21 protein-coding genes are annotated in these 21,528 nt (G+C 68.5%); 8 read left to right on the forward strand and 13 right to left on the reverse strand.

Annotated features, from left to right (window positions below):
* Positions 1-107 precede the first annotated feature (107 nt).
* Together DBO33_RS33105 and DBO33_RS33110 are read right to left on the reverse strand one after the other, a co-directional pair.
* Positions 108-1,064: an electron transfer flavoprotein subunit alpha/FixB family protein gene (locus DBO33_RS33105; RefSeq protein WP_107658546.1), complete on the reverse strand. Its 957-nt coding sequence runs from the start codon at positions 1,062-1,064 to the stop codon at positions 108-110.
* Between the two features lie 36 nt (positions 1,065-1,100).
* Positions 1,101-1,886, reverse strand: coding sequence for an electron transfer flavoprotein subunit beta/FixA family protein (locus tag DBO33_RS33110; RefSeq protein ID WP_107658547.1), 786 nt, complete (start codon positions 1,884-1,886; stop codon positions 1,101-1,103).
* A gap of 280 nt (positions 1,887-2,166) precedes the next feature.
* Between DBO33_RS33110 and DBO33_RS33115 the strand changes: the two genes are divergently transcribed.
* Genes DBO33_RS33115 through DBO33_RS33125 form a run of 3 tightly spaced genes read left to right on the forward strand, consistent with a single transcriptional unit; the run spans position 2,167 to position 5,809 of the window.
* Complete coding sequence (locus DBO33_RS33115; RefSeq protein ID WP_199856828.1) at positions 2,167-2,985, forward strand: class I SAM-dependent methyltransferase; 819 nt, start codon at positions 2,167-2,169, stop codon at positions 2,983-2,985.
* Positions 2,982-4,559, forward strand: coding sequence for a 1,4-alpha-glucan branching protein domain-containing protein (locus tag DBO33_RS33120; protein ID WP_107658549.1), 1,578 nt, complete (start codon positions 2,982-2,984; stop codon positions 4,557-4,559). Before DBO33_RS33115 ends, DBO33_RS33120 begins: the two co-directional genes overlap by 4 nt.
* The gene (locus DBO33_RS33125; protein ID WP_107658550.1) at positions 4,556-5,809 is read left to right on the forward strand and encodes a glycosyltransferase family 4 protein; all 1,254 of its coding nucleotides are present in this window, start codon (positions 4,556-4,558) and stop codon (positions 5,807-5,809) included. The genes DBO33_RS33120 and DBO33_RS33125 overlap by 4 nt, the downstream gene beginning before the upstream one ends.
* Positions 5,810-5,837: 28 nt before the next feature.
* On the opposite strand, the gene DBO33_RS33130 is transcribed toward DBO33_RS33125, so the two are convergent.
* A complete protein-coding gene (locus tag DBO33_RS33130) occupies positions 5,838-7,178 on the reverse strand; it encodes an outer membrane protein assembly factor BamB family protein (RefSeq protein WP_456093884.1) in 1,341 nt (446 codons plus the stop codon).
* Positions 7,179-7,467: 289 nt separating this feature from the next.
* Between DBO33_RS33130 and DBO33_RS33135 the strand changes: the two genes are divergently transcribed.
* Together DBO33_RS33135 and DBO33_RS33140 are read left to right on the forward strand one after the other, a co-directional pair.
* Positions 7,468-8,214 carry an acyltransferase gene (locus DBO33_RS33135; protein WP_107658552.1) on the forward strand — a complete coding sequence of 249 codons (747 nt, stop codon included), beginning with the start codon at positions 7,468-7,470 and terminating at the stop codon, positions 8,212-8,214.
* A gap of 48 nt (positions 8,215-8,262) precedes the next feature.
* On the forward strand, positions 8,263-8,805 hold the full coding sequence (locus tag DBO33_RS33140; protein ID WP_107658553.1) for a DUF1697 domain-containing protein: 543 nt from the start codon (positions 8,263-8,265) through the stop codon (positions 8,803-8,805).
* On the opposite strand, the gene DBO33_RS33145 is transcribed toward DBO33_RS33140, so the two are convergent.
* The 10 genes from DBO33_RS33145 to ctaD form a co-directional block, all read right to left on the reverse strand.
* Positions 8,789-9,982 carry a class I SAM-dependent methyltransferase gene (locus DBO33_RS33145; protein ID WP_107658554.1) on the reverse strand — a complete coding sequence of 398 codons (1,194 nt, stop codon included), beginning with the start codon at positions 9,980-9,982 and terminating at the stop codon, positions 8,789-8,791. The two genes, DBO33_RS33140 and DBO33_RS33145, sit on opposite strands and share 17 nt — an antisense overlap.
* Positions 9,982-10,959, reverse strand: coding sequence for a class I SAM-dependent methyltransferase (locus tag DBO33_RS33150; protein WP_107658555.1), 978 nt, complete (start codon positions 10,957-10,959; stop codon positions 9,982-9,984). Before DBO33_RS33150 ends, DBO33_RS33145 begins: the two co-directional genes overlap by 1 nt.
* 168 nt (positions 10,960-11,127) lie before the next feature.
* Positions 11,128-11,904 carry an enoyl-CoA hydratase-related protein gene (locus DBO33_RS33155; protein ID WP_107658556.1) on the reverse strand — a complete coding sequence of 259 codons (777 nt, stop codon included), beginning with the start codon at positions 11,902-11,904 and terminating at the stop codon, positions 11,128-11,130.
* Positions 11,905-11,934: 30 nt separating this feature from the next.
* On the reverse strand, positions 11,935-12,705 hold the full coding sequence (locus DBO33_RS33160) for an NUDIX hydrolase (RefSeq protein WP_234391437.1): 771 nt from the start codon (positions 12,703-12,705) through the stop codon (positions 11,935-11,937).
* Positions 12,706-12,814: 109 nt separating this feature from the next.
* Complete coding sequence (locus tag DBO33_RS33165) at positions 12,815-13,648, reverse strand: ABC transporter ATP-binding protein (RefSeq protein WP_107658558.1); 834 nt, start codon at positions 13,646-13,648, stop codon at positions 12,815-12,817.
* A gap of 62 nt (positions 13,649-13,710) precedes the next feature.
* On the reverse strand, positions 13,711-13,878 hold the full coding sequence (locus DBO33_RS43215) for a hypothetical protein (RefSeq protein WP_159080649.1): 168 nt from the start codon (positions 13,876-13,878) through the stop codon (positions 13,711-13,713).
* Between the two features lie 232 nt (positions 13,879-14,110).
* A complete protein-coding gene (locus tag DBO33_RS33170; protein ID WP_107658559.1) occupies positions 14,111-14,917 on the reverse strand; it encodes an aminoacyl-tRNA hydrolase in 807 nt (268 codons plus the stop codon).
* The gene (locus tag DBO33_RS33175; RefSeq protein ID WP_107658560.1) at positions 14,917-15,363 is read right to left on the reverse strand and encodes a protease inhibitor I42 family protein; all 447 of its coding nucleotides are present in this window, start codon (positions 15,361-15,363) and stop codon (positions 14,917-14,919) included. The genes DBO33_RS33170 and DBO33_RS33175 overlap by 1 nt, the downstream gene beginning before the upstream one ends.
* A gap of 91 nt (positions 15,364-15,454) precedes the next feature.
* A complete protein-coding gene (gene serB / locus DBO33_RS33180) occupies positions 15,455-16,672 on the reverse strand; it encodes a phosphoserine phosphatase SerB (RefSeq protein ID WP_107658561.1) in 1,218 nt (405 codons plus the stop codon).
* A gap of 130 nt (positions 16,673-16,802) precedes the next feature.
* Positions 16,803-18,545, reverse strand: a complete 1,743-nt coding sequence (ctaD, locus tag DBO33_RS33185; RefSeq protein WP_107658562.1) for an aa3-type cytochrome oxidase subunit I — start codon at positions 18,543-18,545, stop codon at positions 16,803-16,805.
* 249 nt (positions 18,546-18,794) lie between these two features.
* Between ctaD and DBO33_RS33190 the strand changes: the two genes are divergently transcribed.
* From DBO33_RS33190 to DBO33_RS33200, 3 genes are all read left to right on the forward strand, one after another.
* Positions 18,795-19,601 (forward strand): VOC family protein, encoded by an 807-nt coding sequence (locus tag DBO33_RS33190; RefSeq protein WP_107658563.1) that lies wholly within the window; start codon positions 18,795-18,797, stop codon positions 19,599-19,601.
* An 80-nt stretch (positions 19,602-19,681) separates the two neighbouring features.
* Positions 19,682-20,779 (forward strand): ABC transporter substrate-binding protein, encoded by a 1,098-nt coding sequence (locus tag DBO33_RS33195; protein WP_107658564.1) that lies wholly within the window; start codon positions 19,682-19,684, stop codon positions 20,777-20,779.
* A gap of 157 nt (positions 20,780-20,936) precedes the next feature.
* Positions 20,937-21,392 (forward strand): AMP-binding protein, encoded by a 456-nt coding sequence (locus DBO33_RS33200; RefSeq protein WP_107658565.1) that lies wholly within the window; start codon positions 20,937-20,939, stop codon positions 21,390-21,392.
* The last annotated feature ends 136 nt before the right edge of the window (positions 21,393-21,528 follow it).

The following is a 21,528-nucleotide window of genomic DNA, read 5'->3' on the forward strand; positions in this document are numbered from 1 at the left end:
CCCTCGAGAACACTAGCTTCTCTCGTCACCCGATTCCCCAGCAACGAACAGGTGGCCCCGACTGAATTTCAGTCGGGGCCACCATGTTCGAGCGAGCTGAGGTTATCTCAGCCCTTGTGCGACTTGACCGCTTCGGTCAGTTGCGGGGCGACGTTGAAGAGGTCGCCGACGATGCCGTAGTCCGCGATCTCGAAGATCGGGGCTTCTTCGTCCTTGTTGACCGCGACGATGGTCTTCGAGGTCTGCATGCCTGCCCGGTGCTGGATGGCGCCGGAGATGCCGAGGGCGATGTAGAGTTGCGGCGAGACGGTCTTGCCGGTCTGGCCGACCTGGAACTGGCCCGGGTAGTAGCCGGAGTCGACGGCGGCACGCGAGGCGCCGACGGCGGCACCGAGCGAGTCGGCCAGCTCCTCGACGACCGAGAACTTCTCGGCGGAACCGACACCACGACCACCGGAGACGACGATGTTCGCCTCGGTGAGCTCCGGGCGGTCACCGGCGACGATCGGCTCGCGCGCGGTCACCTTGACCACGCCGTCTTCCTGCGCGGGCACCTCGACGGTGACCTTCTCACCGGCACCGGCCTGCGCGGACGCCTCGATGGCACCCGGGCGCACCGAGATCACCGGCACGTCGCCGGTGGCCTTGGCGTCGACGGTGAACGCGCCACCGAAGATGGAGTGCACGGCGGTGCCGTCGGACTTGACGTCGATGACGTCGACCAGCAGACCGGAGCCGATGCGGGCGGCGAGGCGGCCCGACACCTCCTTGCCGTCGGCCGAGGCCGCGACGATGACGGCGGCCGGGGAGACCTGCTCGGTCAGCGCGGCGAGCACGTCGATCTTCGGGGTCAGCAGGTAGTTCTCCACATCGTCGGATTCGGCGATGTAGATCTTCTCCGCACCGGCCGCGGCGAGCGCGTCGGCCAGCTTCTCGCCGGTGCCCGCGGTGCCGAGCACGACGGCGGCGGGCTCACCCAGGTTGCGGGCGGCGGTCAGGAGCTCGGTGCTGACCTTCTTGAGCGCACCGTCTGCGTGCTCAACGAGCACAAGTACTTCAGCCATTTGTGTTCTCTCCTAAGCAGTCTCGGACCGGCGAACTCAGATGATCTTCTGACCGACGAGGTACTGAGCGATCTTGGTGCCGCCGTCGCCTTCGTCCGCGATCTTCTCGCCCGCGGTCCGCGGCGGCTTCGGGGTGGCGCCGGTGACGGTGGTGCCCGCGTTCGCGACACCGACGGTCGACGGGTCGACGCCCAGATCGGCCAGCGTGAAGGTCTGCACTTCCTTCTTCTTCGCGGCCATGATGCCCTTGAAGGAGGGGAAGCGGGGTTCGTTGATCTTCTCGGTCACGCTGACGATGGCCGGGAGGGTGGCCTCCAGCTTGAAGACGCCATCGTCGGTCTCGCGCTCGCCGGTGACCTTGTCACCGTCGACGGTGAGCTTGCGCAGGTGGGTCAGCTGCGGCAGGCCGAGGTACTCGGCGATGATGGCGGGCACCGCACCGGCGCGACCGTCGGTCGCCTCGTTGCCCGCGATGACCAGCTCCACGCCCTCGACCTGGCCGAGCGCGCTCGCCAGCACCCAGGCGGTCTGCACGGCGTCGGAGCCGTGGATCGCCGGGTCGTTGATGTGGATGGCCTTGTCGGCGCCCATGGACAGCGCCTTGCGGATGGCCTCGGTGGCCCGGTCCGGACCGGCGGCCAGCACGGTGACCTCGCCGCCCTGCGCCTCCTTGATCAGCAGCGCTTCTTCGACGGCGCGCTCGTTGATCTCGTCGAGGACGGCGTCGGCGGCTTCGCGATCGAGGGTGTAGTCACCATCGGTCAGCTTGCGCTCGGACCAGGTGTCGGGAACCTGCTTGATGAGTACGACGATGTTCGGCATCGGTCTTCGTCGACCTCCTGTTCTGGTTACACGTATGGGCGGTCGCACGAGCGGGCCGTACGTCCGTGTGAGTAGCTCAGGGCGTGACACTACCCTACGTTAAGTTACTCATGGGTAACTTAGTCGCTTCTCTCTCACAACGCCAGTCCCGGCGATATCGTGCCGGGCTGAAGCCCAACCTCGCGACCCCCGCATGACGGCGGATCGGCACTGGGTACGGGTGTCTCGGTGACCGGGTGCGGGTATCCCGCAAACTCCCGGTACCAGTAACGTCGGAATGATGAGCGAGGCTGTGATCCCTGCCGCAGTGCACGACCCGACGGGCATGACCGACGCCCCGGCGACGACCGGCGGTGCCGTCGAACCGCTGCCGTTGACCGGCGAGCGCACCGTCCCCGGCATCGCCGAGGAGAACTACTGGTTCCGCAGGCACGAGATCGCCTATGCCCGGCTGCTCGACCGCTGCGCCGGAAAAACCGTGCTGGAGGCCGGATCCGGCGAAGGCTACGGCGCCGACATGATCGCCACGGTGGCCACCAAGGTCACAGGCGTCGACTACGACACCGGCGCGGTCGAGCACGTGCGCGCCCGGTACCCGCGGGTGGAGATGATCCAGGGCAACCTCGCGGCGCTGCCGCTGCCCGACGCCTCGGTCGACGTCGTGGTGAATTTCCAAGTGATCGAACATCTTTGGGACCAGGGTCAGTTCCTCCGGGAGTGCCTGCGGGTGTTGCGTCCCGGCGGCGAACTGCTGATCAGCACGCCGAACCGGATCACCTTCTCCCCCGGCCGCGATACCCCGCTCAACCCGTTCCACACCCGCGAACTGAACGCCGCCGAGCTCACCGAACTGCTGGTCGAGGCCGGATTCGAGGTCGCGCAGATGACCGGCGTGCACCACGGCCCGAGCCTGAAAGCGTTGGACGCCAAGCACGGTGGCTCGTTCATCGATGCGCAGATCGAGCGGGCCCTGGCCGGCGAGCCGTGGCCCGCCGACCTCACCGCCGACGTCGCGGCCGTCACCATCGACGACTTCGTGCTGATCGCCGAGGACATCGACGCGAGCCTCGATCTGGTCGCCATCGCGGTGAAGCCTTGAGTAAGGCGGTTCCCGGCCAGTTCACCCTGGTCCTGCACTCCCATCTGCCCTGGCTGGCGCACCACGGCCGCTGGCCGGTCGGCGAGGAATGGCTCTACCAATCCTGGGCCGCCTCATACCTTCCGCTGGTCCAGGTGCTGAGAACCCTTGCCGCCGAAGGACGTTCACACCTGCTCAGCCTCGGTATCACGCCGGTGCTCGCGGCCCAGCTGGACGATCCGCACTGCCTGGCCGGCATGCACCACTGGCTCGGCAACTGGCAGTTGCGCGCCGACGAGGCCGCGATGGCGGGCAACCGCGCCCTCGGCAGGCACGAACATCGTTTGGCCACAGCGGCTTTGGCGGATTTCGAGCAGCGCTGGCGGCACGGCGCCGCCCCGGTCTGGCGCGAGCTCATCGACGCCGACACCATCGAACTGCTCGGCGGCCCGCTCGCCCATCCGTTCCAGCCGCTGCTCGATCCGCGGCTGCGGCAGTTCCAGCTGGTCGAAGGTCTGGACGACGCGCAACACCGCTGGGGCCACACACCCACCGGCATCTGGGCTCCGGAGTGCGGCTACACCCCGGGCATGGAGCTCGGTTACGCCGCCGCCGGTGTGACCCATTTCATGGTCGACGGACCCGCACTGCGCGGCGATACGACCCTCGGGCGTCCGGTCCGAGAGTCCGATGTGGTCGCGTTCGGGCGGGATCTCCAGGTGAGCTACCGGGTGTGGTCGCCGAAATCGGGCTACCCGGGCCAGAGCGCCTACCGTGACTTTCATCACTACGACCACGCGACCGGACTCAAGCCGTCTCGAGTCACCGGCAAGACCGTCGACGGTCCGGACAAGGCCCCCTACGACCCGGAACTCGCGGCCGCGGCGATCGGCCGCGACGTCGACGACTTCGTGCAGACGGTGCGCCAGCGACTGCTCAGCGAATCCGAGCGCATCGGGCGACCCGCGCTTGTGGTCGCCGCTTTCGATACCGAATTGTTCGGCCACTGGTGGCACGAGGGGCCGCAGTGGTTGGCCCAGGTGTTGCGGGCACTGCCCGAAGCGGGCGTCACGATCGGCACGCTGGCCGACGCGCGCGAACGCGGATTCGTCGGTGCGCCGGTGCCATTGGCCGATTCGTCCTGGGGTTCGGGCAAGGACTGGCGGGTCTGGGCCGGCGACCAGGTGAGCGACCTGGTGGAACTCAATGCCGACATCGTGCGTCTCACCCTGGACACGATCGACAAGATGCGCGCCGCCGACGGCGCGCCCGGCCTGCGCGACAACGTCGCCGACCAGTTGCTGCGCGAAGCCATCCTCACCGTGTCCAGCGACTGGGCCTTCATGGTCAGCAAGGACTCCGCCGCGGGCTACGCGCGCGACCGGGCACACCGGCACGCGCACGCCGTGCGCGAGATCGCGGCCGCCGTCGGAGCGGGCCAACTCGCGAAAGCACAGCAGTTGGCGGCAGGATGGGGGGCGGCTGACGGACTCTTCCCCGGTGTGGATGCGCGACGGCTCGGCGGTGCCGGGTCCGGAGGAAGCTTCGCCGTGGCTGCTCAGCACGCCGCGTCCAGCGCAGAAGGACATGCATGAAGATTTTGATGGTGTCGTGGGAGTACCCGCCGGTCGTGGTCGGCGGGTTGGGCAGGCATGTGCACCACCTGGCGACCGAGCTGGCCGTGGCCGGCCACGAGGTCGTCGTGCTGGCCCGGCGCCCCTCCGGCACCGACTCCTCGACCCATCCCACCCACTCCTTCATCGCCGAGGGCGTGCTGGTGGTCGCGGTCGCGGAGGATCCGCCGGTCTTCGACTTCGGCGAGGACATGCTGGCCTGGACGCTGGCTATGGGCCACGCGATGGTGCGAGCAGGCATCGCGCTCGGCAAACCGGGCATCGGTGACGGCTGGGCGCCCGACGTGGTGCACGCGCACGACTGGCTGGTCGCCCACCCGGGAATCGCGCTGGCCGAGTACTACGACGTGCCGCTGGTGTCGACGATCCACGCCACCGAGGCAGGCAGGCACAGCGGCTGGGTCGCGGGCAAGGTCAACCGGCAGGTGCATTCGGTCGAGTGGTGGCTCGCCAACGAATCCGACGCGCTGATCACCTGCTCGACCTCGATGCAGGACGAGGTGGAGCGGCTGTACGGCCCGGAGCGGGTGCCGATGACGGTGATCCGCAACGGAATCGACGTGGGCGCCTGGACATTTCGGCCGCGCGCGCCGCGCACCGGACCGCCGCGGCTGCTGTATGTCGGCAGGCTCGAATACGAGAAGGGCGTGCAGGACGCGATCGCCGCGCTGCCGCGCATCCGTCGCGCGCACCCCGGCACGACGCTCACCATCGCCGGTGTCGGCACCCAGTTCGAGTGGTTGCGGGAACGGGCGCGGGTGCACCGGGTGGCCCGTGCGGTGAATTTCGCGGGCCAGCTGGACCACGCCGAACTGCTCGGCTGGCTGCACGGGGCCGACGCGATCGTGCTGCCGAGCCGCTACGAACCCTTCGGCATCGTCGCGCTGGAGGCGGCAGCTGCGGGTACCCCGCTGATCACGTCCTCTGCGGGCGGGCTCGGGGAGGCGGTGATCGACGGCGTCACCGGCGCGTCCTTCGCACCCGCCGACGTGGACGGCCTGGTCGAGGCTGCGCGTGCCACCCTCGATGATCCCGCCGCCGCTCAGGATCGCGCCTACGCCGCGCGCGAGCGGCTCACCGCCGACTTCTCGTGGGATGTGGTTGCGGCCGAGACCGCGCAGGTCTACCACTCCGCCAAGCGCCGGGTGCGCAATCCGCTGGGCCGCCCGACCATCATCGAGCGCCCCCTGCCTGAGCGCGATCCTAAGTAGATCGCGCCGAGCCGATCTCGCGCCGGAGTCAGCGTTCGGGCTTGAAGACGAAAAGCTCACCGATGCGGGTCGCGACGACGACCTCACCCTGCGCGCCGACGGAGGTGCCGGTGGTGCTGCCTTGCGCGCCGGGCAGCACATCGGAATCAATGGTGGCACCGGTCTTGGTGTCGAACGTGATCAGGTTCAAACCCTCGCCGATCGCGGCCGGGGTATAGCCGGTACCACCTGCGGTCTGCACCGGGACACCACGCAGGCCCAAATCCTTACGCTCCCAAGCGAGTTCGGCGACATCGCCCTTGTCGCGCAGCGCGAGCAGATAACCCTCGTCGCCGGACGGGATGATCAGGCCGTCGCCGGACACCGAAATACCGCCGCGCGGTGTCCATTCCAGCGGCTGCACCCACTTGGTGCGACCGTCGGCGGCGTCGACGGCGATCAGCCGATTGCTGTTGTCCCCCACGTAGACGGTCTTACCGTCGGGCGAAAGGGTCGGGCTGGTCGCGCTACCGCCGAACAGCAGGTCGGCGCTCCACTCCTGCTCGATCTTGTTGTCCGCGTAGCGAAGTGCGACGAGCGCGGCGGTCGGCTTACCCGGCTTCCATACCGTGACGAAGAAGCGTCCGCTCGCGGTGTCGACGGCCGAGATGTTCGCGACCGGGCACTGCGGTTCGCCGGCGTGGCAGTCGTCCAGACCCTGTCCGGCGGCAGGCCAGTCGAGGTTGGGGTTGTCCAGGAAGTCGGGCTGGCCGAGCAGTTGCACCGTGGGCACGATGCGCTGGCCGGTCTGGCGCGAGAGCACGTCGATCTGACCGGATTGGGTGACCGTCAGCAGGTTTCCGTCGCCGGTGAACTGCGAGGAGACCGGGGTACCGGCGACCGGGGTGCGCCATCTCGGTTGCCCGAGGTAGTTGAAGGACATGACCGCGCCGACGTTGTCCGTGTCGTCGCCGACGTAGACGTTCGTCATGCCGTCCACCACCGACGGTGCCGCGACCGCGGTCGCGCCCAGCGGAGTGCAGAAACGCTTGCGCCCGGTGGCCATCTGGAAGGAGAAGATCGAGCAGCCGGGCGCTCGGGTGGTGAGGAACATCTGCCCGTCGGGGCCGATGGTCACCGGCTCGGCGACCGGCCCGCCGATCGGGCGTGACCAGCTCAGCGCGACTTTCTTGGCGCCGACCACCGGACTGCTGCCACCGTTGCGGCCGTCGTGGTACGCGGCGGGCCAGCCCTTGCCCGAGCCGACCGTGATGTCGTCGACGTCGGTGCCGCACCCGGTCAACGCCAGCGCACCGACCGCGGCCAGCGACGCAACTACCCGCAGCCGGGACGGTCGCCACATGGAACTAGCCAGTACGCCGCTTCGCACCTGCTGCACTCCTGTCGTCGTTTCCGCTCGCACGAGACTAAAGCGTGCCGAACCACCGCGCTGGCGCGACCCGGTTCGGGTGTACGCGTGGTGGATTCGCCGGGCGCCGCCCGCGGCGCCGCAGTCACTGTACGGTAGGGGCCCGCGCGGGTGTGCGAGTCCCGCCGTTGCGCAGCGCGGGTTGTCCTCCCCCGCGTGCGCGGATCGCCCTCGAGCGCGCCCGTTATGCTCTACCCGTCGCCCGCCGAGGCGGGCGGCGAGCCGTTGGACCACGACAGGAGAGCCGTTCGTGACGAGCATGTGGGGCGCACCGTTGCGCTCGCGCTGGCGGGGATCGCGCCGCCGGGATCCGCAGCAGGCGCGCTTTCTGACCGTGGCGTCGCTGCGCTGGGTGCTCGCGAACCGGGCGTACACGCCCTGGTACCTGGTGCGCTACTACCGGCTGCTCAAGTTCCGGCTGGCCAACCCGCACATCGTGCTGCGCGGCATGGTCTTCCTGGGCAAGCGGGTGGAGATCCACGCGACCCCCGAGTTCGGCCGGATGGAGATCGGCCGCTGGGTGCACATCGGCGACGGCAACGCCATCCGCTGCCACGAGGGTTCGCTGCGCATCGGCGACAAGGTGGTGTTCGGCAAGGACAACGTGGTCAACACCTACCTCGACATCGAGATCGGGGAATCCACCCTGGTTGCCGACTGGTGCTACATCTGCGACTTCGACCACAAGATGGACGACATCACGCTGCCGATCAAGGACCAGGGCATCGTGAAGAGCCCCGTCCGGATCGGCCCCGACACCTGGATCGCCGCCAAGGTCACCGTGCTGCGCGAAACCCGGGTCGGCCGCGGCTGTGTGCTCGGCGCGCACGCCGTGGTCAAGGGGGAGATCCCGGACTACAGCATCGCGGTCGGCGCGCCGGCCAAGGTGGTCAAGAACCGCAAGGACGCCTGGGAGGCGAGCGCCGAGGAGCGCGCGAAATACCTTGCGGCGCTGGAGGATATCGAGCGCAAGAAGAACGGCGCCAATATCGCGTAGTGCGTCGGTTCGCGCAGGCTGTCCGTGGCGTTCGGTAGGTTCCCCGATATGAATCGTTATGCCGCACTGCTGCGGGGGATCGCGCCGAGCAATCCGAATATGAGCAATGAGAAGGTGCGCGGCGTCTTCGCGGGGCTCGGGTTCGAGAAGGTCGCCTCGGTGCTCGCCAGTGGCAACATCGTGTTCCAGAGTGCGGACACCGACGTCAGCGAGCTGGAGACCCGGATTCAGCAGGCGCTCAACGCGGAACTCGGCATCGCGGGCGGAACGATCATCCGCAGCTACGAAAAGCTGCGCGCCCTGCTCGACACCGACCCGTTCCCCGGCCTCACGCACGGACGCGGCACCTACCTCATCGCCACGTTCCTCAAGCAGCGCAAGAAAGCCCTCGGCAAGCTGCCCGAACAGCCCGACCCGCTCACCCGGGTCGTCGGCTACGACAAGGCGTGCGACGCGTTCCTCGCGGTGGTCGACAACAGCGAACCCGGTAAGACCCCCGACTTCATGGCCTGGCTCGACAAGACCTACGGCAAGGACATCACCACCCGCACCTGGCTCACGGTGCAGCGGGTGGTCAAGAAGATGGAGTAGTAGGCGGCACCGGTGCGACAGCGGTGCACAGGAAGGCTGTCGGGGTGCGACCGATCCGAGTAATCACCAAGGTGAACGGTTGCGTGCCTTGGGGTTTGAGGGTGCGGCGGAGTTTGTCGGGGTCGACGTCTACCCCGCGCACCAGGATTTCCAGGGGCCCGCAGTCGTGGCGGCGAAGTTCGGCGCGGAGGGTTTTCTCGCGGTAGTCGAGGCGATCGACGATGCGGAAACCTCGGGTGCCGGGCGGCACGGCATTGCCGGTGAGGTACGCGATGCGCGGATCCAGTTGCCAGAGGCCGTGTTTCGCGGCGTAGTGGCGGACCAGACCGGCCCGTACGACGGCACCGTCGGGATCGATGATCCAGTCACCGGGTTCCTGTTCGGGGATATCGTCGGAGTCCGCGTCGGTGAGGGCGAAAGACGTTCCAGCCGAGCACGTTACGGTCGCGCGACGGGTGACCGACGGACCGCTCAGGCCCGCCGACCACAGGCACGCCTCACGAACAGCTCCGTCCAGCGAGACGACTTCGATCTCCCCGGACCAGTCGAGTCGATCGAAATCCAGTCCGGGAGCGCACTTCACCGCGATGTCCCGCCCGGGATAGGCGGCGAGCAGGTCCGGCAGCGGCGGTTGCAGCTTGGCCGGATCATGCGTGCGCCTGCCGTCCGCTCGCCGGGCCGGGTCGGCGACGACGACGGCGTCCCTGCTCACCGGCACCAGCGCATCCGCCTTGGCCAGCAACACATTTCGAGAACCGGCAAGGTTGTGCGCGGCCATCGACAGCCGCGCGTCGTCCAGGTCGCTACCGATCACAGCAGGGCAGACTCGCGCCAGCTCGGCGAGCTCCGCACCGATCGAACACGTCACGTCGTGCACCGCGCGCCCGGCCAATCGGGCGGCCCGATGCCGGGCGACCAGCGTCGGCGTCGCCTGCTGCAACGCATCGTCGGTGAACAGCCAGTCCCCCGCGTCGACGAGCTTGGCACCCGCCTTACGCCGCAACCGCACCGTTTCGACGAGCGCCGCCGCCCGATCCCCGTGGTCGCGCCGCACCCGCGCCAGATCGCGCAGGTGCGTCGCCTGGGTCAGCTCCAGCCGGTCTACCTCGGTCAGCGCGGCTGTGCCCGCCGGACCGCCGAGGTAGGCGACATCCTCGCGACTGAAGCCGTAGCCCACTACTTGGCAGACGTGCCCGGCTTCACGCCGGTGATCATCGCGTTGTAGAAGAACTGCCGCGGCACCACCCGGCGCATGACGTTCTCGTCCAGCCAGCTCAGCCGCAGCCACGCGTTGTACATGGCCAGCCGGTAGCCCATGGTCAGCTTCTCGTCGGGCACGGCCGCCTCGAAGGTGCGCACCGGCCAGCCCCACAGCGCGGCCGCGAACTCTTCGGTGGTCGCCTTGACGTCGACGGCACCGGCCGAGCTCGCCATCCGCTCCAGCTCGCTGGGGTCGAAGGTGTGCAGGTCGACGACCGCCTCGAGCGCCGCGGCCCGCGAGGACTCGTCGAGCTCGGTCTGCGGCCGCCGCCACCCGGCCAGCTGCGGCAGCTTGGTGACGGTGGTGGTGGCCTTCCAGGTGATCCGGCCGAGCCAGCGGGCGTAGAAGTTGCCCGCCGTGGTCGGTTCGCCGGCGAAGACGAAGCGCCCGCCCGGCTTGAGCACGCGCAGGCATTCCTTCAGCGCGAGTTCGACATCCGGGATGTGGTGCAGCACCGCATGGCCGCACACGAGATCGAAGGTGTCGTCCTCGTACGGGATGGTTTCGGCGTCGGCGACCCGGCCGTCGACGTCCAAGCCGAGGTGCTCGGCGTTGCGCAGCGCGACCTTGACCATGCCCGGCGACAGGTCGGTGACGGAGCCGGTCTCGGCCACGCCACCCTGCATCAGGTTCAGCAGGAAGAAGCCGGTGCCACAACCGAGTTCGAGGGCCCGCTCGTACGGCAGCGGGGCGGGGCCGACGGCCGCGTCGAACCGGCCGCGAGCGTATTCGATGCAGCGTTCGTCATAGGAAATCGACCATTTGTCGTCATAGGTCTCGGCTTCCCAGTCGTGATAAAGCACCTGGGCGAGCTTCGTATCCTTGCGCGCTGCCTCGACCTCGGCCTCGGTCGCATGCGGGTTAGGCGCTGGGTCGTCGGGACGTACCGTCATGGAGGCTAAGCCTACCCAAATACGCAGACCTGCCTTGCTGTCGGCCCATGGTTTCCGGGCATAGCTGGACCCACGGCCAGATAGCAACCTGTTCCCATCAGGCGATCTTCGGAAAACCGCTGCTCAGAACGTCGTGATCGAGGCTCTGGTGATCGAGTTCGGCAAGGCTCAGCGGCCGACGAAGGCCGCAGAGCCGGGGCCGTCGGCCAGGTAGGACTCGGTCCCGATGCGACGGTCTTCGGTGGCGAACAAAGCAGACCATTCGGTCTGGGCGCGGTCCAGGCCGTGCGGGCCCGCCTCGAAGACCGCTTTCGCGGCGGCGAGGGCGCGGGCCGGGCCGTCGGTGAAACGTTGCGCCCAGGTGAGCGCGGCGGTGTAGACGTCGTCGGGCGGGACAACCTCGTCGACCAGTCCGAGGGTGCGGGCCTCTTCGGCTTCGACGAAGCGGCCGCTGTAGACGAGGTCCTTGGCCGGGCCCGGCCCGATCAGCAGGGCGAGGCGGCGGATCCCGGCGAGCGGGATCAGCCCTGCCTTGATCTGCGGCAGCCCCAGCTTGACGTTGTCGCCGATGATGCGCCGATCCGCGCCGAGCGCGAGTTCCAGCCCGCCGCCGAGGCAGTAACCGCTGATGGCCGCGACCGTCGGCTGCGGCAGCCGGGCCAGGCAGCCGAAATCGCGCTGCAGATCGGCCGCCATCGCCCGCGCTTGATCTTCGCTCAGGCCGGCCAGCTCGGCCAGGTCGTCACCCGCCGAGAACACCCGCTCGTCGCCGTAGAGCATGACCGCCGCCACCGTCGGGTCCGCGGCCACCGTCTCGGCCGCTTCGGCCAGCTCGCGCACCAGCTGTGCGTTCAGCAGGTTCATCGGCGGGCGGGCGATCCGCAGGACGGCGACGCGGCGCGCGGTGGCACCCTCGAGTAGATCCAGGGTCACGAATTCGGCCATGGGACGCCACGCTACCGGTCGCCGGGCGACTCACTTGCGGACGGATCCCTTGAGCCTGCTCGCATCCGGGAGACCGGCGAAGTACTGCTCACTGCCCGGGAAGGCCAGCCCGCGCCGCCCCTCGCCGTCGTGCAGCACCGGCATGATCGGCTCGATCACCACGTCGGCGGCGAGAATCTCTGCGGTGGAGCCGAACTCGGCGAGCGCGAACAACTGCGACCAGGTGGGCGGCAGCAGGATGTCGGTGCCCGCCCGCCAACGGTCCAGCGCCTCGGCGGGCGTGCGCCAGTGCACTGCAGCGGCCTCGGAGGTGGCGCCGTCGGCCAGCTGCCCCTCGGGCAGTACCGCGACGAAGAACCTGGTGTCGTAGCGCCGCGGCTCGACCACCGGGGTGATCCAATTCGCCCACGGCCGAAGCAGATCCGCGCGCAGTACCAGCTTCTCCCGCGCGAGGAAATCGGCCAACGAGAGCTCGCGCCGCTCCAGCTTGCCGCGCGACTCGCGGTAGCCCGCGGTGTCGGAGACCACGCTGTCGGCGGTCGGACCGGCAAGCAGCACACCGCATTCCTCGAAGGTCTCGCGCACCGCGGCACAGACCAACGCCTTGGCCCGCGGCTCGGTGGTGGCGAAACGCGCTGCCCACCAAGCGGGTTCGGGCCCAGCCCACTCGATGTCGGCGGTCCCGTCGGAGGGGTCGACGCCGCCGCCGGGGAACACGGTCATGCCCGCCGCGAACGCCATCGCACCGACCCTGCGCTGCAGAAAGATCTCCGGTCCGGCAGCGCCGTCGCGCACCAGCATCACCGTCGACGCGTCCTTCGGCGCCGACGGCTGAGAGTCGGCCTGCGGGTTTGTCTCACTCACTCCTGCACACTAACCCGCGCACGGTGAGCGCCGTCACGGCGGCGGGTCAGCGGGTGCGGTGCTTGCCCGCGCGACGTGCGCGGCGGGCGAAGTAGCGGCCGTCCACCCGGTCGAGGGCGATCGACTGACGGAAGGCGTCGCTGAGGTTCTCCGAGGTCAGCACGTCGGTGAGCAGACCTTGCGCGACCACCTCCCCCTCGTTGAGCAGCAGGCCGTGGGTGAAGCCGGGCGGGATCTCCTCGACGTGGTGGGTGACCAGGACGATGGCGGGCGAGTCCGGGTCGGCGGCCAGATCGCCGAGCCGCTCCACGAGTTCCTCGCGCCCGCCCAGGTCCAGGCCGGCCGCCGGTTCGTCGAGCAGCAACAGCTCCGGGTCGGTCATCAGCGCGCGGGCGATCATCACCCGTTTGCGCTCACCCTCCGAGAGCGTGCCGTAGGTGCGGTCCGAAAGATGTTCCGCGCCTAGGCTTTCCAGCATGTCCACGGCGCGGTCGGTGTCGATGTCCTCGTAGCGTTCGCGCCAGCGGCCGAGCACCGCGTAGCCGGCCGACACCACCAGATCGCTGACCTTCTCGTCGCGCGGCACCCGGCCGGCCACCGCGGCCGAGGACAAGCCGATCCGCGGCCGCAGCTCGCTGATGTCGACCTTACCGAGCACCTCACCCAGCAGATGCGCGGTGCCCGAGGTCGGGTGCAGCTCGGCGGCGGCCATGCGCAGCAGGGAGGTCTTGCCCGCGCCGTTGGGGCCGAGCACGACCCAGCGTTCGTCGAGCTCTACCTGCCAGGTAACGGGGCCAACAAGGGTGTGGCCGGAGCGGCGAACGGTGACGTCGGTGAAATCGATGAGCAGATCGGGATCGGGTTGCGGCACGCGGTCCATCTTGGCCCACGCCACGGGCTGCTCGCCAACGCGGGCGGGGTGCGGGCAGCGTGTCGCTCGGGTCAGCGGCGGTGGTCGAGCAGGAAGTGGTCGCTCAGCCGCTGGTCGTCGCCCTGATCGGGCTGCGGATGCTCTTCACCGTCGGACTTGTGTAGCAGCCGGGCCACCAGAAGGGCCAGTGGAACCGAGAGGAGCACCCACAGGACGAGAATCACCAGCAGCGTCGTCATAGCTGGTCCTTCCTTCGGTCGGCGAGGCCGCGATGCCTCGATACGACGAGCCTCCGCCTGGAGCGCTCAGCGCGGGTAGGGCACAACGTCCTCAGAGGAGTAGACCGAAGAGATACCCCAATCGGCCTTGCGCAACGCGCAATCCACGCAGGTGTTTTTCCGGTATGCCGCAGTCGCGACCGGCAAGGTCGCTTAGCGGCCTGACTCATCCGCGACGCACCAAGGCTTCCCCTCACCAGGATCGCGCAGGTACCGCGATCACCGTCATAGAGCCGGGCGCCACCTCGGTGAACCCGGCATCGCGCACCGCCACCGCCGTGCCACGGGCGACCTGATCGGCCAATGTCCGCCATAGTCGTTCGTCGGCATCCCGTACCGAGCAACGGAATTCCCGCTCGGCCCACCGCAGCGCCTGCGCCGCGGTCAACGCGCCCGCGAGCAACATGCTGGCGTGCCCGACCTGCGCGGCCGCCTTGCCCACGGTCATGCCGAGCGCCGAATTCACCCACAGCACCGGCAGTTCCGGGTCGGCGGGGCCGGGGTCGTCGTGCTCGAGGTCGGTGCCGCCGATCTGCAACCGCTTGATCCGCGGATCCACCTCGCCGACCGGCCCCGGGACCAGCGCCCTGGCCTGCGCGCCCTCGACCTCGACCGTGACGCCGTCCACCTCGTCGGCCGCGAGCCACTGAGCACCGCGAGCGCGCCTGCTCACCTTGCGAATACGCGAGCGCTTCCAGGCCAGATAACGCTCCGCCCACTCACCGCCGGGACCGACCCGCTCGTCCAGGCACAGCGCCACCGACGCGGTCGCCGCCGCGGCCAGCACCGCGCTGCGCGGCGGCGGGTCCACCTTGGGCAGGTGCAGAACGAGCTGCATGGCCTGCACCATGGCCGGGTCGTCGGGATCGCCCGCGCCGCCGTAGCCCTGCGCGAGTTCCGCGTGCCGGACGCGGAAGCCCGCCTCGTCGAATTCGGCCGGCTCGATCGGGTCTGCCACGGCGTCCCGGACTCCGGCACCACATTCCGGGATGCTCGACATCACTCCACCTTGATCGTCAACGAATACGTTTGCGCGGGTTCGACACCCTGCTCCCACGGTCGCAGATACTGCATCGAGAGCTTGGTGCTCCCCGGCGCCTTACCGGCGAAGGTCCACACCGAACTGCCACCGGCACCGGGGGCGACCGGCACGTTCGGGTCCGTCTCGAACCCCGGGTCCCCTTGCGCCTGAAGCACATTCGCATCCAGCTCGGAGATCTGCCACAGGTATCCGGTGGACGGATTCGCGGGCAGCGTCACCACCAGGCGCTCGCCGACCGCGAGCCGTCGCTCCTGGCCGTTGTCGGACTCGGTGGCCGTCACCGCGGCAGGCCCGGGGGCCGACGTCGGCGCGGCCGAGGAGGTCGCGTCCCCGTCGGTCGAATCGTTGTTGCCGCAACCCACTACAGACAAGCCGAGCAGCAGCACAAGCAGAGATTTCCGCAACGCACCCTCCGATTCACCCGACGATCCTGGTCGGCGCCAGCCTACCGACGGCGACCACCGGACCGGCTCTACGACACCGGGTACGCCGTGGTCAGCTCAGCGGCACCCGGCGCAGCAGTCCGTCGCGGGCGTCGGCGGCCTCCACCTCGTGCCGGGTGACACCGAGCACGTACAGCACCGCGTCCAGGAACGGATGCGACAGTGCCGCGTCGGCGATCTCGCGCAGCGCGGGTTTGGCGTTGAACGCCACACCGAGCCCCGCCGCGTTGAGCATGTCGATGTCGTTGGCGCCGTCGCCGACCGCGACCGTCTGTTCCATCGGCACGCCCGCCTCGGCCGCGAACTTGCGCAGCGCGGTGGCCTTGGCCGCGCGATCGACGATCTCGCCGACCACCCGGCCGGTCAGCTTGCCGCCCTTGATCTCCAGGGTGTTGGCCTGCACGAAGTCCAGCTCGAGTTCGTGCGCCAACGGCTCGATCACCTGACGGAACCCGCCCGATACCACGCCGCAGCGGAAACCGAGCCGACGCAGCGTGCGGATAGTCGTGCGCGCGCCGGGGGTGAGCTCGATCTGGTCGGCCACCTCCTCGATCACCGACTCGTCCAGGCCCTCGAGCGTCGCGACCCGCTGCCGCAGCGACTCGGCGAAGTCGATTTCGCCGCGCATGGCGGCTTCGGTGACCTTGCGCACCTCTTCCTCCACCCCGGCGTGCGCGGCCAGCATCTCGATCACCTCACCCTGGATGAGCGTCGAGTCGACGTCGAACACGATAAGGCGCTTGGCCCGGCGGGCCAGTCCGGCCCACTCCACCGCGACGTCGACCTGCTCGGCGACCGCGATCTCGGCCAGTGCCGTGCGCAGCCGTGCGTCGGTGTCCGCACTGGTGTCGGCCGCGGTGACCAGCAGCTCCATTCCGGTGACCGGGTAGTCGGCGATGCCGCGAATGGAGTCGATATTGGCGCCGAGAGCAGCGAGCCGCCGGGAGACCGTGCTGAACGCGTGCGCGGTGACCGGCGCGCCGAGCACGACCACCGCGTGGGTGGACATCGGCTGCCTGCCGATCGCCGCGTCGACCTCGACGTCGACGTGCATGCCGACGGTGGTCATCGCCTCTTCGAGTTCGTCCTGCAGCGACTCCGGGTCACCCGGGCAGGTGACCAGCACGCCGAGGGTCAGCCGACCGCGGATGACGACCTGCTCGACGTCCAGCAGGCTCACCTGGTGCCGAGACATCGCCGCGAGCAGTACGGACGTCACACCGGGACGGTCGGGCCCGGTGACGGTGACGAGAACGGTTGTGTCGGCCAACTGTGTGTACTCCAGATTCGAAGTTGCCGTAGCTGTTGCTGGACCTCGTTGTCACGCGCTCCGGTACTGCACAAACGAGTGTGCACCCGCTGGTCACCAGCAGGTGCACACTCGTCGTCGTTACTGATTCCTACTTGGTTGCCACTGCGCCTTCGTGCACTTCGGTGGCGTGCTTACCCGAACCCCAGCCGACGTGCGCCTCGGCGCGCATCCGGTCGATCATGTGCGGGTAGTGCAGCTCGAAGGCCGGGCGCTCGGACCGGATCCGCGGCAGCTCGTAGAAGTTGTGCCGCGGTGGCGGGCAGGTGGTGGCCCATTCGAGCGAGTTGCCGTAGCCCCACGGGTCGTCCACGGTGACGACCTCGCCGTACCGGAAGCTCTTGAAGACGTTCCAGACGAACGGCAGCATCGAAGCGCCGAGGATGAACGCGCGGATGGTGGAGAGGGTGTTCAGCACGGTGAGGCCGTCGGTGGGCAGGTAGTGGGCGTGGCGGGGCGGCATGCCCTCGGCGCCGAGCCAGTGCTGCACCAGGAAGGTGGTGTGGAAGCCGACGAAGGTGGCCCAGAAGTGCCACTTGCCCAGGCGCTCGTCCATCATCCGGCCGGTGATCTTCGGGAACCAGAAGTAGATGCCCGCGAAGGTGGCGAACACGATGGTGCCGAAGAGCACGTAGTGGAAGTGCGCGACCACGAAGTACGAGTCGGTGACGTGGAAGTCCAGCGGCGGGCTGGCCAGGATGACACCGGACAGACCACCGAACAGGAAGGTGACCAGGAAGCCGATCGACCACAGCATCGGTGTCTCGAACGTCAACTGACCTCGCCACATGGTGCCGATCCAGTTGAAGAACTTCACACCCGTCGGGACGGCGATCAAGAACGTCATGAACGAGAAGTACGGCAGCAGCACCGCACCGGTGGCGTACATGTGGTGCGCCCACACCGCGATCGAGAGCGCGGCGATACCGAGCGTCGCGTAGACCAGCGTGGTGTAACCGAAGATCGGCTTACGCGAGAACACCGGGAAGATCTCGGAGACGATGCCGAAGAACGGCAGCGCGATGATGTACACCTCGGGATGGCCGAAGAACCAGAACAGGTGCTGGTAGAGCAGGATGCCGCCGGTCGCCGGGTCGTAGATGTGGCCACCGAGGTGCCGGTCGAAGGCGAGCCCGAACAGCGCGGCGGTCAGCAGCGGGAAGGCAAGCAGGACAAGCACGCTGGTGACGGCGATGTTCCAGGTGAAGATCGGCAACCGGAACATGGTCATGCCGGGCGCGCGCAGGCAGACGACGGTGGTCAGCATGTTGACGCCACCGAGGATGGTGCCCAGACCGGAGACGGCCAGGCCCAGGATCCACAGGTCGGCCCCGACGCCGGGCGAGTGCAGGATGTCGGTGAGCGGGGTGTAGGCGGTCCAGCCGAAGTCCGCGGCGCCACCCGGGGTGATGAAGCCCGCGGTCGCCATCGTGCCGCCGAACAGGTACAGCCAGTAGCTGAACGCGTTCAGTCGGGGGAAGGCGACGTCGGGGGCGCCGATCTGCAGCGGCAGCACGATGTTGGCGAAGCCGAACACGATGGCCGTCGCGTAGAACAGCAGCATGATCGTGCCGTGCATGGTGAACAGCTGGTTGAACTGCTCGGGCGAGAGGAACTGCAGGCCGGGGCGCGCCAGCTCGGCCCGCATCAACAGCGCCATCAGACCACCGATGAGGAAGAAGCTCATCGCGGTCACCAGGTACATGGTGCCCAGGACCTTCGGGTCGGTGGTGGTGACCATCTTGTAGAGATACGAACCCTTCGGCCCGGTCCGCGCCGGATACGGCCGAGTCGCTTCCAACTGCTGGACTGGCTGGGGCTCTACCGCAGTCACTGATCCTCCTGAAGGTGCCTTTAGGTCGCTCCGCAGGCTCCGCTGCTTGCATCCATCCCCATGTCGGAACAGACGACAGTTCGCTTGCGCTTCTGGAATCGTAAACCGTGCTGCCGCAGCAATCCGCACGGGTCCTACTCTGTGTCGTATTTCGTTGGTCCGGGTGGACCGGGCCGCCGCGATGAGTTTCGGGTGCGGCAGGCGTCTATATCGGTGATCAGTCTTCCACCCTCGTCCAGGAGACCAGCTATGACCGACCAGAACCAGCCCAAGCCCGGCGATCCCTGCTGGGTCGATCTCTACTCGTCCGATCTCGACCGCAGCGTCACCTTCTACAGCGAGCTATTCGGCTGGACCGCCGAGCGGGCCGGCGCGGAGTTCGGTGGCTACGTCACCTTCCGCAAGGACGGCCTCTCCGTCGCGGGCGCGATGGGACGAATGGACGGCGACGTCGACAGCCCGGAGCTGTGGACGATCTACCTCGCCAGCCCCGACGTCGAGGCCACCGTGAAAAAGGCGGTCGCGCAAGGCGCTTCGGTGGCTTTGGCGCCGATGCCGGTCGGCGATGTCGGCAGGATGGCGGTCCTCGGCGATGTGGGTGGTGCGAGCGTCGGCGTCTGGCAGGCAGGCGAATTCGCCGGTTTCGAGACCCGGGCCCTGGTCAACGACGGGCAGTGGCGCGACCACGCGGGCGCGCCCTCCTGGTTCGAACTGCACACCCGCGCGTATGACGCCTCACTCGACTTCTACCGCACCGTATTCGACTGGCAGGACCCGTTCACCATCTCCGACGCACCGGAGTTCCGCTACACCACGATCCATTCGCAGAGCCCGATGCTCGGCGGAGTGATGGACGCTTCGGCGTTCCTGCCCGAGGGTGTGCCCGCGAGCTGGACCGTGTACTTCGGCGCGGACGATGTGGACAAGGCGGCCGCGAAGGTCGTCGAGCTCGGCGGCACGGTGCTGTCCGCGCCGCAGGACACCCCGTACGGCCGGATGGCGTCGGTCGCCGATGTCACCGGCGCGCGCTTCAGCATCGGCGGGGACAGCGCCTGAGGCAGGCTCGTCGCGACAAGCCCGCGGGGCACGGTGGGCACTTCCCGCCGTGTTCCCGGCACGCATGTACCCTCACCCGCATGCCGCTGAGCGCCTACGTTCGCATCGGAAACCGCACAGCCTCTCCCCGATCCGGCACCGCCCGTGTGACACGGCGCCGAATCGTCGCTGTCGCGGCGTTATGCGCGACGGTCGTCGCGGCGGGGTGCAGCAGCACACCCGACGACGCGAGCAGCATCGTGCGCACCACCACGAACATCGCCGGGGCCGGTGTGGTCGGGCTCGAACGCGACACCAGCAAGGCCTGTGCGCTGCCGAGCGCACCCGACCCGGCCAACGGCAGCACACGCACCGTCACGCACGCCGCGGGCGTCTCGGAGGTGCCCGCCGACCCGCAGCGCATCGTCGTGCTCACCACCTCGGCGCTGGACGCGGTGTGCGCGGTCGGTCTGTGGGAACGCGTCGTCGGCGCGGTCACCCTGGACGGCCCGAGCCCGCAGCCCGCCTATCTCGGCACCGGCGTGCTGAAGATCCCGGGCGTCGGCTCCGCCACGCAGCCCGATCCGAAGCTCATCGCCGACCTGCACCCCGACCTCATTCTCGGCGATATCCCCACTGCCACCGCGAGTTTCGACATACTGCGGGCCATCGCGCCCACCGTGCTGGTCGGCGCGAACAACAGCTGGCAGGCCGAATTCACCGCGCTCGCAGCGGGTTTGGGCCGGCGCGCGGCCGCGGACACCGCGCTCGACGACTACCGCACCCAGGCGACCACCACCGGCAACGACATCGCCGCCAATCAAACTCAGGCCTCGCTCATCCGATTCACCGCCGATACCAACGAAGTTCAGGGCAACAACAGCTTCGCTGGTCAGGTCATCGGCGACGCGGGTGTGCAGCGGCCGACCGCGCAGCGCGGCGCCTCGTTCGATGTCACCCCGGACCAGTTCGCCACCAAGGTGGAAGGCGACCTGATCTACGTGCTCCTCGCCGGTGAAGAGGGCAAGAAGCGCGGCGAGACGGTTATGCGCACCGAGGAGTGGAAAGACCTCGGCGCCGCGACCGACAAGCGCGTGTTCGCCGTCGAGGACACCGTCTGGCACGGCAACGGCCTCACCGCCGCCCGCGCCCTGCTCGCCGATCTGAGCGGCACGCTCAACGGCTTCGTCACCGACTGAGCCTGTGTAGCTCCGCAGTACCCCCTGGGGTGAAAATTTCCCCACCCTGGGAGGTACCTCGACCAGCGCTTGGGTTGCTGTCGAAGTGTCGCCTCGTAGACGAGATTTAGAGGTACGCAAGAGAACCTCTTCACCGAGACTTCGAGGAACAAACACCATGCATACGCTGACCGAATCGCTCGACAACATCCGCCTGCTGCCGCTCGCGCGGCCCGTCGCCGAGGTCGATCCGAACGCGGTCGTGGTGTCCACCGGCGACTGCGCGCTCACCTACGCCGAGCTGGACAGCTGGTCGAACCGGCTGGCTCGGCTGCTGCTCGGAATCGGCGCCGCGGCCAACACCCGGATCGCGATCGCGATCACCGATGAGATCGAGTCCGTGGTCGCCGAGCGGGCCATCGTCAAGATCGGCGCCACCCCCGCGCCGATCACCGACGACGGTTCGTTCGCGCTGGGTACCGCCCTCGGTGTGACGACCAAGTCGCAGCGCGGCGAGCTCACCGACGCGATCTCCTGGCTGGTGCTGGACGACCGCTCGACGTTGCAGCGCTACCTCGCGGGCTCCGATGCACCGCTGACCGCGGGCGAGTTCGCACTGCCGAAGTCGGCCTGAATTCCCCAGGCGCGCCCCGACGATGTCCGTTCGGGACGCGCCTGTCGGCATGTTCTGACCTCATGTCGGCAAACGCCATCGGTGCACACGTCATCGGTTCAGAATGAATCTTGTCGCGAGCTGTGCGGCAAGTACT

The organism is Nocardia suismassiliense (genome assembly GCF_900269665.1).
Taxonomy (GTDB): Bacteria; Actinomycetota; Actinomycetes; order Mycobacteriales; family Mycobacteriaceae; genus Nocardia; species Nocardia suismassiliense.

Excerpts from the sequence above, each read along its gene's own strand:
- DBO33_RS33170 (WP_107658559.1), bottom strand. The coding sequence starts at position 14,917 with ATGTCGAGCATCCCGGAATGTGGTGCCGGAGTCCGGGACGCCGTGGCA.
- DBO33_RS33165 (WP_107658558.1), bottom strand. The coding sequence starts at position 13,648 with ATGGACCGCGTGCCGCAACCCGATCCCGATCTGCTCATCGATTTCACC.
- DBO33_RS33150 (WP_107658555.1), bottom strand. The coding sequence starts at position 10,959 with ATGACGGTACGTCCCGACGACCCAGCGCCTAACCCGCATGCGACCGAG.
- DBO33_RS33140 (WP_107658553.1), top strand. The coding sequence starts at position 8,263 with ATGAATCGTTATGCCGCACTGCTGCGGGGGATCGCGCCGAGCAATCCG.
- DBO33_RS33195 (WP_107658564.1), top strand. The coding sequence starts at position 19,682 with ATGCCGCTGAGCGCCTACGTTCGCATCGGAAACCGCACAGCCTCTCCC.
- DBO33_RS33110 (WP_107658547.1), bottom strand. The coding sequence starts at position 1,886 with ATGCCGAACATCGTCGTACTCATCAAGCAGGTTCCCGACACCTGGTCC.
- DBO33_RS33155 (WP_107658556.1), bottom strand. The coding sequence starts at position 11,904 with ATGGCCGAATTCGTGACCCTGGATCTACTCGAGGGTGCCACCGCGCGC.
- DBO33_RS33125 (WP_107658550.1), top strand. The coding sequence starts at position 4,556 with ATGAAGATTTTGATGGTGTCGTGGGAGTACCCGCCGGTCGTGGTCGGC.
- DBO33_RS33105 (WP_107658546.1), bottom strand. The coding sequence starts at position 1,064 with ATGGCTGAAGTACTTGTGCTCGTTGAGCACGCAGACGGTGCGCTCAAG.
- DBO33_RS43215 (WP_159080649.1), bottom strand. The coding sequence starts at position 13,878 with ATGACGACGCTGCTGGTGATTCTCGTCCTGTGGGTGCTCCTCTCGGTT.
- DBO33_RS33200 (WP_107658565.1), top strand. The coding sequence starts at position 20,937 with ATGCATACGCTGACCGAATCGCTCGACAACATCCGCCTGCTGCCGCTC.
- DBO33_RS33190 (WP_107658563.1), top strand. The coding sequence starts at position 18,795 with ATGACCGACCAGAACCAGCCCAAGCCCGGCGATCCCTGCTGGGTCGAT.
- DBO33_RS33160 (WP_234391437.1), bottom strand. The coding sequence starts at position 12,705 with ATGCTGGTGCGCGACGGCGCTGCCGGACCGGAGATCTTTCTGCAGCGC.
- DBO33_RS33115 (WP_199856828.1), top strand. The coding sequence starts at position 2,167 with ATGAGCGAGGCTGTGATCCCTGCCGCAGTGCACGACCCGACGGGCATG.